The organism is Streptomyces sp. NPDC051320, from assembly GCF_040682175.1.
GTDB lineage: Bacteria > Actinomycetota > Actinomycetes > Streptomycetales > Streptomycetaceae > Streptomyces.
Genome location: NZ_JBFBAL010000013.1, coordinates 43,917 through 57,049, shown reverse-complemented (window position 1 = coordinate 57,049; position 13,133 = coordinate 43,917). Strand labels below are relative to the sequence as shown.

Sequence of the window (13,133 nt, the reverse complement as noted above, 5' to 3'; positions counted from 1 at the left end):
GGGAGAACCGGCCGTCCAGGAGACCGGGGAGTGGGCGGGACGGGGGTTCAGCTGGTGGCCAGGCCGGCCTCGCGGAACGCGTCCAGGGTCGGGCGGATCGTCGCGGTGGGGCGTGAGGTCTCGGCCACCGCGTCCAGGGTCTTGAGGCCGTCACCGGTGTTCAGGACGACGGTGGACAGCGCCGGGTCGAGCAGACCGGCCTCGATCAGCTTCCTGGTCACGCCGACGGTCACCCCGCCCGCGGTCTCCGCGAAGATGCCCTCGGAGCGGGCCAGCAGCTTGATCGCGTCGACGATCTGCTCGTCGTTGACGTCCTCGACCGCGCCGCCGGTGCGCCGGGCGATGTCCAGGACGTACGGGCCGTCCGCCGGGTTGCCGATGGCGAGGGACTTGGCGATCGTGTTCGGCTTCTGCGGCCGCACGACATCGTGGCCCGCCTTGAAGGCGGTGGAGACCGGCGAGCAGCCCTCGGCCTGCGCGCCGAAGATCCGGTACGGCTTGTCCTCGACCAGGCCCAGCTTGATCAGCTCCTGGAGACCCTTGTCGATCTTCGTGAGCTGGGAGCCGGACGCGATCGGGATGACGATCTGGTCGGGCAGCTGCCAGCCGAGCTGCTCGCAGATCTCGTACGCCAGCGTCTTGGAGCCCTCGCCGTAGTACGGGCGGAGGTTGACGTTGACGAAGCCCCAGCCCTCGCCGATCGGGTCGCCGATGAGCTCGGAGCAGAAGCGGTTGACGTCGTCGTAGTTGCCCTCGATACCGACCAGTTCACCGCCGTACACCGCGGCCATCACGACCTTGCCCTGCTCCAGGTCGTGCGGGATGAACACGCAGGAGCGGAAGCCGGAACGGGCAGCGGCGGCGCCGACGGCGCCCGCCAGGTTGCCGGTCGACGAGCAGGACAGGGTGGTGAAGCCGAAGGCGCGGGCGGCCTCGACGGCGATCGCGACAACCCGGTCCTTGAAGGAGTGCGTCGGGTTCCCGGAGTCGTCCTTGATGTGCAGGCCGCCGGTGATGCCGAGCTCGCGGGCCAGGTTGTCGGCCTTGACCAGCTTGGTGAAACCCGGGTTCAGATTGGGCTGCGACGCGACATCAGCGGGGACCGGCAGCAGCGGCGCGTAACGCCAGATGTTGTTCGGGCCTGCCTCGATGCGCTTCTTCAGCTCGTCGGGGGAGCCGCTCGGCAGGTCGTACGCGACTTCGAGCGGCCCGAAACAGGAGGCACAGGCGAAGATCGGTCCGAGGGCGAAACGCTCTCCGCATTCGCGGCAGGAAAGCGCGGCGGCGGGTCCGAGATCGACCGCTTCGGTGGAGTTCGTGGTGTCGGCGACAGTCTGCACAGCCATGGTGGCGAGGTCCCTTTCTCCTCATCTTCCTCGCGACGTACTTCGCCGCAAGACGGAATTGGCACCTTCCCCACCATGACCTCGCGGTCGGCGGAAGGTTGCCGGGACTTCAACGGGCCGTTCCCTCAGTCCCTCTGGATGAGCGCTATGACGCCGGACCACCGGGCCCGGGTATTTGTCGCGCGTACCGACCCCCGGCATGCGGCGGTCTCTCGCGTTGTTCAAGACTGTAGCCGACGGCGAGGACGATGGAGAGAGTCGTCCGTACCGCGAGATGACTGTCACATGAGCCGCTGCCGCGGCCGGCGTACCGAGGAGACACTCCGTGCTGGATGAGGTGGAACGCTGGCTGACCAGGCGTTCCTGGTCGGCCGCCGACCGTCCGCTGGACCGGCTGACCGCCGCCAAGCGCTGTACGAAGGTGAGCGTGGTGCTTCCTGCGCTGAACGAGGAGGCCACGGTCGGTGAGATCGTCGCGGCGATCCGGCGGGATCTCATGGAGGCGGTGCCGCTGGTGGACGAGCTGGTCGTGATCGACTCGGGGTCCACCGACCGTACGGCGGAGGTCGCGGCGGCGGCCGGCGCCCGCGTGGTGCACCGGGACACGATCCTGCCCCGGATACCCGCCCTGCCCGGCAAGGGCGAGGTGCTGTGGCGCTCGCTCCTGGCGACCAGCGGCGAGATCGTCTGTTTCGTCGACGCCGACCTGAAGGACTTCTCGACGGACTTCGTCTCCGGCATCGTCGGACCGCTGCTGACCGAGCCCGACGTGCATTTCGTCAAGGCCATGTACGACCGTCCGCTGGGCGCCGAGTTCCGTTCGCCCGCCTCCCCCGCCGCGTCCCCTCCGCTCCCCTCCGGCACGGGCCAGGGCGGCCGGGTGACGGAACTGGTGGCCCGGCCGCTGCTCAATCTGCACTGGCCCCAGCTGGCCGGTTTCGTCCAGCCGCTGGGCGGCGAGTACGCGGTGCGCCGCTCGCTGCTCGAGCGCCTCCCCTTCCCGGTCGGTTATGGAGTGGAGCTCGGCCTGCTGGTCGACGCGCTCCACATGGTGGGGCTCGACGCGCTGGCCCAGGTCGACGTCGGCTCCCGTAGGCATCGCCACCAGGACGGCCTGGCGCTCGGCCGGATGGCAGCCGCCATCTACCGGACCGCGCAGCTGCGGCTCTCCCGCGGGCATCTGGTGCGACCCGAGCTCACCCAGTTCGAACGCGGTCCTGACGGGTTCGTGCCGCGGACGTTTCCGGTGGACACCGAGGAGCGGCCGCCGATGCGTGAGGTGGCCGAGTACCAGGCGCGCCGCGCTGCGTGACCGGTCGCGTCCCACCGCCTGCCAAAAGAATCCGGCCGATTTCACGCGAGAATCCGCACCGCCCATCAGGCCACTAAATCCGCTTGAATACCGCGCCCAGGGAGCGCATAAGAACCTACGCATACGTCGGACACGACGGATTTCGTTGCGATGCGCCCTTAATGAGGTCTTGACGGGATCCATCGGTAAGGGTTTTATTCGGACACCGAAGCGGCGCGGAGGTCCCCGCTCGGTCCAGCCCACGCACCGATGGGACACGGATAATCAACATGCCCGACATGGCCGTTGGCGCCACGCCCCAGAAGTCCGAAGCCGAGAAGCCCCCAGCCGGCCCTCGCGACGCAGCCGCTCCGAAGCTCACCCGGTCGATCGGGGTGGTGGGAGGCACGCTGCTCACACTGACCTGCCTGACCCCGGCGTCCTCACTCTTCGTGATAGTGCCGGACTCGTTCGCGACCCTCGGCACGGGCACGGCCCTCACCATCGCCATCGCCGGCCTGCTCTGCATCGGCGTCGCCTTCACCTACTCCGAGCTCGGCACACTGATACCGAGCTCCGGCGGCGAGTACGCCATGGTCGGCACCCTGATGGGCCGGCTCGCTGGGTGGCTGGTGTTCGTCCTGTCGCTGATCGTGGTCATGATCGTGCCACCCATCATCGCCCTGGGCACCGCCGACTATCTGGCGCCGATCGCCCACCTGAGTCCGGAGTTCACCGCGGCCGGGGTGATGGTGCTCGCCACCCTGATGGGTTTGCTGGATCTGCGCGCCAATGCCTGGATCACCGGCATCTTCCTGGTCCTGGAGGTGGTGGCCTGCGCAGTGGTCGCCTTCCTCGGCTTCAGCCACACCAGCAGGTCCGCCTCGGTTTTCGTCCACCCGGTGATGGCCACCGGGCACGGCCAGAGCTCGGCCGTCACCGCCGGACTGATCGTGACCGGCCTGGCCACCGCCCTCTTCATCCTCCAGGGCTTCTCCACCGCCGTGTATCTCGCCGAGGAGATGGACAACCCGCGCCGCAACGTCTCCAGGACCGTGCTGTGGACGCTCGGCATCGGCGCGGCCGTCGTCCTGATCCCGGTGGTGGCGATCACGCTCGGCGCCCCCGACCTCGCGACCCTCGCCACCGGCGACGTCGCGGGCATGGTGGCGAGCTGGAGCAACTCCGGCGTCGGCACCTTCGTCAGCCTCTGCATCGCACTGGCGATCATCAACGCCGCGATCGTGATGGTGATCCAGAACTCTCGCGTCGTCTACTCATCGGCGCGCGACGCGGCCTGGCCGGATTCCGTCAACCGCGCCTTCTCGCACGTCAGCCGGCGCTACGGCTCCCCCTGGGTCGCCACCCTGGCCGTGGGGATCCCCGGGGCGGCCCTGTGCTTCGTCAACCTGGACACCCTGAGCGAGGTCACCGGGGTGGCGGTCGCCGCGATGTACGTGTTCGTCGCGCTGGGCGCACTGGTCTCGCGCCGGGGCGCACACAAGGACCGGCCGGCCTGGCGCATGCCGCTGTGGCCCGCGATCCCGGCGCTGCTGGTCGTCGTACTGGCCTGGGTGCTGTACCAGCAGAGCGTCGAGAGCCTCGTCATCACCGGCGTCATCGTCGCGGCAGCCACCGGGTACTGGGCCCTCTACCTCCGCCCCCGCAGCGAGACGCACTGGGTGATCTCGGTCCCCGAGGACGTGCTCGCCCCCTCCGGGGACGGCGCCGACCCGGAACCGGTGGCCCCGTCCCAGCACGTTTGAGCGGTTGCCGCAGGGGCTAGGTACGCGTCATGTCCTCTCCGCACGCCGCTCAGATCCTCGTCGCCTCCAACCGCGGTCCCGTCTCGTACACCCTCCGCGAAGACGGTGAGCTCGATTCCCGGCGCGGTGGCGGCGGGCTCGTCTCGGGGCTCTCGGCCGTCGGGGGGGACGCCGACTCGCTGTGGGTGTGTGCCGCGCTCGGCGAGGGCGACCGTGAGGCGGTCCGTCGCGGGGCCGGCGAGGACGGGGTGCGGATGCTCGACATCGACGCCGAGGTGCACCACGCCGCGTACAACGACATCGCCAACTCGGTGCTCTGGTTCGTGCACCACATGCTCTACCAGACGCCGCTCGAGCCGGTGTTCGACGCCGCCTTCCGGCAGCAGTGGGCGGCGTACCGCACCTACAACCGGGCCTTCGCCGATGCGCTGGCCGCCGAGGCCGCCAAGGGCGCCGTCGTGCTGGTGCAGGACTACCACCTGGCGCTGGTGCCGGGGATGCTGCGCGAGCTCCGCCCCGATCTGCGGATCGGGCACTTCTCGCACACCCCGTGGGCGCCCGTCGACTACTTCCGGCTGCTGCCCGACGACATCGGCGAGGAACTGCTGCGCGGCATCCTGGGCGCCGACCGGGCCGGGTTCCTGACCCGGCGGTGGGCGGACGCCTTCATCGGCTGCTGCACGGAGGTGCTGGGCGGCACCGGCCGTACCCGTATCGGGGTGCACGGGCTCGGCGCCGACGCCGGTTTCCTGCGGGCGCGGTCCCACGAGCCGGACGTGGAGAGGCGGATGCAGGAGCTGCGCGGTCGGATCGGCGGCAGCGGTGACCGGAAGACGATCGTCCGGGTGGACCGTACCGAGCTGTCCAAGAACATCGTGCGCGGTCTGCACGCCTTCCGTGAGCTGCTCGACACCCGCCCCGAGTGGCGCGGCCGGCTCGTGCACCTCGCCCTCGCCTACCCCTCACGGCAGGACCTCGCCGTCTACCGCGACTACATGGACGAGGTGCGACGGGTCGCCGACGCCATCAACTCCCGCTACGGCACCGACGACTGGACTCCGGTCGTGCTGTACCTCAAGGACGACTTCGCGCGCTCACTGGCCGCCTACCGGCTGGCCGACGTCGCCCTCGTCAACCCGATCCGGGACGGGATGAACCTGGTGGCCAAGGAGGTTCCGGTGGTGAGCGACCACGGGTGCGCGCTGGTGCTGTCCCGGGAGGCGGGGGCCCACGAGGAGCTCGGGCCGGACGCGGTCACGGTGAACCCGTACGACGTGTCGGGCACCGCGGCCGCGCTGCACGAGGCGCTCACCATGCCGGGCCCGGAGCGCGCCGAACGCACCGGGCGGCTGGCTGCGGCGGCCACCGCGCTGCCGCCGCAGCGGTGGTTCCTGGATCAGCTGGAAGCGCTGACCGCTAGCCCGTGATCGAGCGCGCCAGATCGGCCAGGAACGCGGCGACCGCGCCGGGGCCCGGCAGCAGCAGGTCGGCCCTGGCGGCGAGCTCGGGGACCTCGTTGCCGCTGCAGACCAGCAGCCCGGGGACGCCTTCCGCGCGCAGCTGCTCGACCGCGCCGAACGCGGTCAGGTCGCCCAGGTCGTCACCGGCGTAGAGGACGGCTGCGGCGCCCAGTTCGCGTACGTAGGCAGTGAGCGCGACACCCTTGTCGACGCCGGGCGGGCGCAGCTCCAGGACCATCCGGCCCGGCTCCACGATGAGCCCGTGGCGGGCGGCCAGCTCCGCCAGCGGTTCCCGGAGCGCCTCGAAGGCGGCCTCCGGGTCGGTGGCCCGGCGGGTGTGGACTGCGACGGCCCGCCCCTTCTCCTCGACCCAGGTCCCCTGCCAGGCGCCGATCGCGTCCAGGAAGCCGGGGAGCTCGGCGCGGGCGGCGGCGACACCCGGGTGCGGGGCGGGGGCGTTCACGGTGCCGCTGGCGGCGTCCCAGCGCTCGGCGCCGTAGTGGCCGAGCACGACCAGATGCTCGAGGCCCGGCACACCGGCGAAGCCGCCGTGCCGTACGGCGACGCCGGCCGGGCGGCCCGTCACCACGGCCACCGAGGCGATCCGCGGGGCGAGTGCGGCCAGCGCGGGAACGGTGTCCGGGTGGGCGCGAGCCTGTTCCGGGTCCGGCACGATGTCGGCCAGCGTGCCGTCGAAGTCGAGGGCCACTACGGCTTTTTCCGGCCCGGCCAACAGGGCGGCGAGGCCTTGGCGGCCGGCTGCGGTGGCGGGGGTCGGCAGGATGTTCGATGGGCTGCCCATGGGATGACCCTATCCGCGACCCGGCCGCCGCGCCCCGGATGTCGTGGTCCGCACGTCGCCGGAGTTACCGGCGCTCCCGCCGGGCCTGGCGGACGCGGCGGAGGCGATTGACCGTCACCGGGTCGTGGGCGAGTGCCGCTTCGTCGTCGAGCAGAGCGTTCAGGAGCTGGTAGTAGCGCACCGGGGAGATCCCCAGGCGCTCGCGTATCGCGCGTTCCTTCGCGCCGGGACCCGGCCAGGCGTGGCGTTCGACGGCGAGCACCGCACGGTCGCGCTCCGAGAGGGGCGCGGGGCCGTGGAGGTCGTTGCCGGTCATATGAGCCAACGTACTGGGCAGCCCCCGGGCGGAGCCACTCCGGGCGGTGCTGCTCCCAACGCTCCTCCCGACGGGTACTGCTCCGGGCGGGGCTGGACGCAACGGGCTGCCCGGAACGGCTACTCCGCCGCCTGGGCGGCAGCCGCGACGTTCTGGATCTGGTTGAGGACGCTCTCCGGGTTGCCGTTGGGCTCGACGGCCTTGCCGATCTGCTTCTTGATGGACCCGCTGACCGCGGCCCAGGAGGTCTTGCCGACCGGCGGCAGCTGCGAGGTGGCCAGCTCGTCGAGGAACTTCTTCAGTTCCTCGTGCTCCGGGTCATCGGCGAGCTTGTCCGACGCGGACACGGTCGGCGGCAGCAGGTCGTACCGGGTCGCGAAGTCCAGCACGTTGCGGTCGTTGAAGGCGTAGTCGAGGAACGCGCCGATCTGCTCGCGGTGGCCGTTCTGCTTGAACCCCATGATCCAGTCGGAGACACCCATGGTGGTCTTGGAGGTGCCGTTGAGGCCGGGCATCGGAACCATGCCGACCTTGACCCCCTTGTCCTCGGCCTGCTGCAGCAGCTGCGGGTGGCCGTTGAGCATGCCGACGTCCCCGTGGGTGAACGCGGCGAAGGCGTCCTTGCGGTTGAGCTTGCCGGGTGCCACCGGGCCGGTCAGGCCCTTGCCGACCAGGTCGTTCTTCAGCCAGTCGAAGGTCTTGATGTTCTGCGGCGAGTTGATGGTGTACGTACCGACGCCGTCGGTGTAACCGTCACCGCCACTCAGCAGCCACATCTGCGTCTCGGCCTGGGCCTCCTCGGGGCCGAGCGGCAGCGCGTACGGGTACTTCACGCCACGCGCCTTGAGGACCCCGGCGTCCGACGCCAGCTGCTTCCAGGTCTTCGGCGGGGTGAGGCCGGCCTCGGTGAACAGCTCCTTGTTGTAGAAGAGCAGCCGGGTGGAGGCCACGAAGGGCATGCCGTACTGCTTGCGGTCCTGCTGGCCGGCGTCGGCGAGCGGGCCGAGGAAGTTGGCCTGTACGGGTATGGAGAGCAGGTCGTCCGCGCTGTAGAGCTTGCCCTGGGCCGCGTAATCGGCGTAGGAGCCGATCTGCGCGATGTCGGGGGCGTGGCCGGCCTTCACCATCTTGGCGACCTCGGCGTCCACGACCGTCCAGGACAGCACCTTGAGGTTGATCTTGATGCCCGGGTTGTTCTTCTCGAAGGTGCTGATCAGGCCGTCCCAGTACTTCTGGGTGGAACTGCCCTCGTCGGGGTCGTAGTTCGCCACCACCATGCTGAGGGTGGCGTCGCCCGACGACCCGTCGTCGCTGCCGCAGCCGGAGAGACCTGCTGTCATTCCGAGCGCCGCGATCGCCGCGGTCAGTCCCATGAAGCGCCGCTGCACAGCCCTTTACCCACCCTTGTGTTCCAGTCGGTCCCTCGTGACGTCCTGTCGCTATGAGCTGCGATTTTCCCTCACGCCCCGCCACAAGGTCTACACGACAAGGGTCTCGCTTCTGCAACGCACCCCCACATTGTCGCAACGATCCGGTCAACAACCGTCAAACACCGGAGAGTTCGATGTTCCGGGCCGGGCGGCCACCGAATGCCGCCTTTGCCCGGACTTCGGCCGGACTGCCACCGGCACCGCCACCCGGGCTTCGCCCCGGCTGCGGTCCGCCTGGGGTCCGGGCCGGGGTCCAGCTGCGCCCGGGCTGGGGTCCGGCTGCGGTCCGGACTTTGTATGGGTGCGCAACAATTCACCGCGAGTGGACTAGACCTTTTCCGGTTCTCCGCGCCACACTGTCCCCGTGACTGCATTCTCCCGTGGGACACCCCCCGGACACCCGGCCGGAAGCCACGTCATCGCCCTGGACGTGGGCGGCACCGGTATGAAGGCCGCCCTGGTCGGGGCCGACGGCGCCCTGCTCCACGAGGCGCGGCGGGCCACCGACAGGAAGCGGGGCCCCGAAGCCGTCGTCCGGTCGATCCTGGACTTCGCCGCCGAGCTGCACGCGTACGGCGAGGAGCACCTCGGCCGGCCTGCGTCGGCGGCCGGCGTCGCCGTCCCCGGCATCGTCGACGGCGAGAACGGCATAGCGGTCTACTCCGCCAACCTCGGTTGGCGGGACGTGCCCCTGCGGAAGCTGCTCAGTGCCGAGCTGAACGGCGTCCCGGTCGCCCTCGGCCACGACGTGCGCACCGGCGGGCTCGCCGAGGGCCGGATCGGCGCGGGCCGGGACGCCGACCGCTTCCTGTTCCTGCCGCTGGGCACCGGCATCGCGGGCGCCATCGGCATCAACGGCGTCATCGAAGCGGGCGCCCACGGCTGCGCCGGTGAGATCGGCCACGTCGTGGTGCGTCCCGACGGCGTCGACTGCGGCTGCGGGCAGCGCGGCTGTCTGGAGCGGTACGCCTCCGCGTCGGCGGTGTCACTGGCCTGGGCCGCGGCCTCCGGCGATCCGGAGGCGGACGCGGCGGACTGCGCCAAGGCCGTCGAATCCGGCGACCCGCGGGCCGTCACCGTCTGGCAGGACGCGGTGGACGCGCTGGCCGACGGTCTGATCACCGCGCTCACGCTGCTCGACCCGCGCACCCTGATCATCGGTGGCGGACTCGCCGAAGCCGGGGAAACCTTGTTCGTACCCCTGCGGGCAGCAGTCGCGGAACGCGTGACGTTCCAGAAACTGCCTCTCATCGTCCCGGCGGCCCTCGGGGACACCGCCGGCTGCCTGGGCGCAGGTCTGCTCGCCTGGGATCTACTCTCCACGGAGGTAACCGCCTGATGGCCGGAAGCGAAACAAGCACCGTTCTCTCCGGAGCCCGGGTGGTGCTGCCGACCGGGACCGTCGAGGGCGACCAGGTGGTCGTGGCCGGATCGCGCATCGCGGCGAGCGCGCCGGAGCACGCTCCGGTGATCGATCTGGCGGGCCACTGGGTGGTCCCCGGTTTCGTCGACATGCACGTACACGGCGGCGGCGGCAGTTCCTTCACCTCGGGGACCACCGACGAGGTGCTGCAGGGCATCCACACGCACCGGCTGCACGGCACCACGACGATCGTCGCCTCCACCGTCACCGGCGAGATGGAATTCCTCGCCGCACGCGCCTCGCTGCTCTCCGAGCTGGTCGAGCAGGGCGATCTGGCGGGCATCCACTTCGAGGGCCCGTTCATCTCGCCGTGCCGCAAGGGCGCGCACAGCGAGGCGCTGCTGCGCGACCCGGACCCGGCCGACGTCCGCAAGCTGCTGGACGCGGCGCGCGGCACCGCGAAGATGTTCACCCTCGCCACCGAGATGAAGGGAGGCATCGACTCGGTACGGCTGCTCGCCGAGCACGGTGTGATCGCGGCGATCGGCCACACCGACGCGACGTACGAGCAGACCGTGCAGGCCATCGAGGCCGGCGCCACCGTGGCCACCCACCTCTTCAACGCGATGCCGCCGCTGGGTCACCGGGACCCCGGTCCGATCGCCGCGCTGCTGGAGGACGAGCGGATCACCGTCGAGCTGATCAACGACGGCACCCATCTGCATCCGGCCGCTCTGGAGCTGGCGTTCCGCTGCGCGGGCGCCGCGCGGGTCGCGTTCATCACCGACGCGATGGACGCGGCGGGCTTCGGTGACGGGATCTACCACCTCGGTCCGCTGGAGGTCGAGGTCGAGCAGGGCGTGGCCCGGCTCGTCGAGGGCGGCTCGATCGCGGGCTCCACCCTCACGCTGGACACCGCCTTCCGGCGCGCGGTGACCGTCGACCGGCTCCCGGTGGAGGACGTCGTACGGTCCCTCTCCGCCAACCCGGCCCGGCTGCTCGGCGTCGACGACAGGGTCGGCTCGCTGGAACCCGGCAAGGACGCGGATCTGGTGGTGCTCGACGCGGACTTCACACTGACCGGTGTGATGCGCAAGGGCGAATGGGTGGTTACGCCCCGGTAGCCCGGCCCGGCACAGCCGGCCGGTACGGTCCGGCACACCAACCACAACACACGGAAAGCGGCAGGTTCCCAGGTCTGGGCCTGCCGCTTCCGCTTTGGCATGATCGTTTCTGTGCTACTGACCGTGACCCTGAACACCGCACTGGACATCACCTACCGCGTCCCCGCCCTCACCCCGCACGCCAGCCACCGCGTGGAAGCGGTCACCGAGCGGGCGGGCGGCAAAGGGCTCAACGTGGCCCGGGTGCTCGCCGCGCTCGGCCACGAGACGGTGGTGACCGGTTTCGCCGGCGGCACCACGGGCGCGGTCCTGCGTGAGCTGCTGGCGGAGCTGCCGCCCACCGACGCGTTGATACCGGTGGCCGGCACCACCCGCCGGACGATCGCCGTCGTCGACGCCGCTTCCGGCGACACGACCCAGCTGAACGAACCGGGTCCGGTCATCTCCCCGACCGAGTGGGAGACCTTCCTCGCCTCGTACGCGGAGCTGCTGACCGGCGCCGAAGCGGTGGCGCTCTGCGGCAGCCTGCCGCCGGGTGTGCCGGTCGGCGCGTACGGCCGGCTGATCCGCCAGGCCCGCGCGGCCGGGGTCCCCGTCCTGCTCGACACCAGCGGCGAGCCGCTGCGGCGCGGCATCGCGGCCCGCCCCGACCTGGTCAAGCCGAACGCCGACGAGCTGGCCCGGCTGACCGGCTCGCGGGAACCGCTGCGCGCCACTCGGGACGCCCGCCGCCGGGGCGCCCGTACGGTGGTCGCCTCGCTGGGCGCGGACGGCATGCTGGCCGCCACCCCGGACGGCAACTGGCAGGCCACGCCACCGGCCCGATTCCCCGGCAACCCGACGGGCGCGGGCGACTCGGCGGTCGCCGGACTGCTGTCCGGGCTGGTGGAGCAGCTTCCCTGGCCGCAGCGGCTGGCCCGCGCGGTGGCGCTCTCGGCGGCCACGGTGCAGGCGCCCGCGGCGGGTGAGTTCCACCGCAAAACGTACGAGGACCTGCTTCCGCAGGTCCTCGTCGACGCTGTCGCACAGGCCGGATAGCCCTCCCGGGCACCGGCCACCGGGTCAGCCGGGATGAACGGTCAGCCCTGGTGCCCGGCCTTCAGCTCGAGCTGGTCCAGATTGACCCCGCACGTGTCTCCCTGCTCGCAGGAGATCTTGATGGTGTTGGAGCCCTTCTTGAGGTTGACGTAGTTGAAGGTGTTGGTCCACCCCTTCGACGCGTCCCCGGCGGGCGCCTGCGCGAAGTTCTTCATGTTGACCGACGCGGGCTTCGCGGCATCGTTGACCGTCAGCGAGGTCTTCGCGTCGGTGCCCGGCACGCCGTAGTTGATCGACAGGGTGTAATCGCCGGCCTTGGGCACATCCACTGTCCAGGTCGCCGAGTCACCGGGCTGGGCGATCACCACATAGGCGCCGCCCGCCGCCTTGGCACCCGCGACGTCCTTGCTGGTGGTCGCCGCACCGCCCAGGGTCAGCGTCGCCGCGTCCTGCTTCGGCAGGTCCGCGGGCGCGGACTCCGACGGGGTGTCGCTGGGCTTGACCGACTGGGCGGCCGACCGGCCACCACCGGACCCACCGCTCGCGCCCGACTTGGCGTCGTTGTTCTTGTCACCGCCGCTGGTCATCAGCGCTGCGGCGATCCCGATCACCACGACCGCGACCACCGCGACCGCCCCGATCAGCAGCCCCTTGTGCTGGGGGCCGCTCCGGCCGCCACCGCTGCCGGAGCTGTACTGCTCCGGAGGCGGCTGCGGCGGCCCGCCGGGGTACACCTCCGGCGCGGCGTACTGCGGGGACGGCTGGCCGTACTGCTGGGTCTGGCCGTAGTCCTGCTGGCCGTACTGCTGGGTCTGACCGTATGCCTGCTGTGGCTGGTCGTACGGCTGCTGCGGCGGAGGGGCCTGCTGCGGTGCCTGCTGCTGCCCGTACTGGCGCTCGCCGACCGTCCGCACCTGGTTGTACGACGTGCGTGGCACCCCGGGGCGGCCGCCTGCCGACGGGCCCGGATAGCCGTATCCGCCGCCGCCGGGCGGGGGGACGGCACCTGCTGCCTGACCGTCCTCGTACAGATAGCCGAACGGGTCGTCGTCCTCGGGCGTGCTCGCGCCGTTATTGCCGGCCGTCATTCCCTGGTACTCCTCACACATCGCTGACGCGGGCGAGCCTACCCCGGATGGACCAACCGATCGGCCAGTCGACCGGTCCCCGCTCGCACCGCGTGGGCAGCGTCACAGC

At 70.9% G+C, this 13,133-nt stretch carries 11 protein-coding genes and 1 riboswitch; of the genes, 6 read left to right on the top strand and 5 right to left on the bottom strand.

The window, feature by feature from the left end:
• Positions 1–47: 47 nt before the first annotated feature.
• Complete coding sequence (gene thrC / locus AB0M87_RS26070) at positions 48–1,346, bottom strand: threonine synthase (protein WP_365856973.1); 1,299 nt, start codon at positions 1,344–1,346, stop codon at positions 48–50.
• 18 nt (positions 1,347–1,364) lie between these two features.
• A riboswitch (SAM riboswitch) is annotated at positions 1,365–1,491 on the bottom strand.
• Positions 1,492–1,671: 180 nt separating this feature from the next.
• Here thrC and AB0M87_RS26065 point away from each other — a divergent pair.
• The 3 genes from AB0M87_RS26065 (at position 1,672) to AB0M87_RS26055 (ending at position 5,830) form a co-directional block, all read left to right on the top strand.
• Complete coding sequence (locus tag AB0M87_RS26065; protein WP_365856971.1) at positions 1,672–2,658, top strand: glucosyl-3-phosphoglycerate synthase; 987 nt, start codon at positions 1,672–1,674, stop codon at positions 2,656–2,658.
• 278 nt (positions 2,659–2,936) lie between these two features.
• Entirely contained in the window at positions 2,937–4,403 is a 1,467-nt protein-coding gene (locus tag AB0M87_RS26060) for an APC family permease (protein WP_365856969.1), read from the top strand.
• 29 nt (positions 4,404–4,432) lie between these two features.
• A complete protein-coding gene (locus AB0M87_RS26055) occupies positions 4,433–5,830 on the top strand; it encodes a trehalose-6-phosphate synthase (protein WP_365856967.1) in 1,398 nt (465 codons plus the stop codon).
• Here AB0M87_RS26055 and otsB read toward each other — a convergent pair.
• The 3 genes from otsB to AB0M87_RS26040 form a co-directional block, all read right to left on the bottom strand.
• Positions 5,820–6,665 carry a trehalose-phosphatase gene (gene otsB, locus AB0M87_RS26050; protein WP_365856965.1) on the bottom strand — a complete coding sequence of 282 codons (846 nt, stop codon included), beginning with the start codon at positions 6,663–6,665 and terminating at the stop codon, positions 5,820–5,822. The two genes, AB0M87_RS26055 and otsB, sit on opposite strands and share 11 nt — an antisense overlap.
• A 64-nt stretch (positions 6,666–6,729) precedes the next feature.
• Positions 6,730–6,981, bottom strand: a complete 252-nt coding sequence (locus AB0M87_RS26045) for a DUF3263 domain-containing protein (RefSeq protein ID WP_365856963.1) — start codon at positions 6,979–6,981, stop codon at positions 6,730–6,732.
• A gap of 119 nt (positions 6,982–7,100) precedes the next feature.
• Positions 7,101–8,354 (bottom strand): extracellular solute-binding protein, encoded by a 1,254-nt coding sequence (locus AB0M87_RS26040; RefSeq protein WP_365856961.1) that lies wholly within the window; start codon positions 8,352–8,354, stop codon positions 7,101–7,103.
• A 502-nt stretch (positions 8,355–8,856) separates the two neighbouring features.
• Here AB0M87_RS26040 and AB0M87_RS26035 point away from each other — a divergent pair.
• The 3 genes from AB0M87_RS26035 (at position 8,857) to AB0M87_RS26025 (ending at position 11,936) form a co-directional block, all read left to right on the top strand.
• Positions 8,857–9,750, top strand: coding sequence for an ROK family protein (locus tag AB0M87_RS26035; RefSeq protein ID WP_365857259.1), 894 nt, complete (start codon positions 8,857–8,859; stop codon positions 9,748–9,750).
• The gene (gene nagA, locus AB0M87_RS26030; protein ID WP_365856959.1) at positions 9,750–10,898 is read left to right on the top strand and encodes an N-acetylglucosamine-6-phosphate deacetylase; all 1,149 of its coding nucleotides are present in this window, start codon (positions 9,750–9,752) and stop codon (positions 10,896–10,898) included. The genes AB0M87_RS26035 and nagA overlap by 1 nt, the downstream gene beginning before the upstream one ends.
• 111 nt (positions 10,899–11,009) lie before the next feature.
• Positions 11,010–11,936, top strand: a complete 927-nt coding sequence (locus AB0M87_RS26025; protein WP_365857257.1) for a 1-phosphofructokinase family hexose kinase — start codon at positions 11,010–11,012, stop codon at positions 11,934–11,936.
• Between the two features lie 41 nt (positions 11,937–11,977).
• Here AB0M87_RS26025 and AB0M87_RS26020 read toward each other — a convergent pair whose 3' ends face one another.
• Positions 11,978–13,024: a CBM35 domain-containing protein gene (locus tag AB0M87_RS26020; RefSeq protein WP_365856957.1), complete on the bottom strand. Its 1,047-nt coding sequence runs from the start codon at positions 13,022–13,024 to the stop codon at positions 11,978–11,980.
• Positions 13,025–13,133 lie beyond the last annotated feature (109 nt).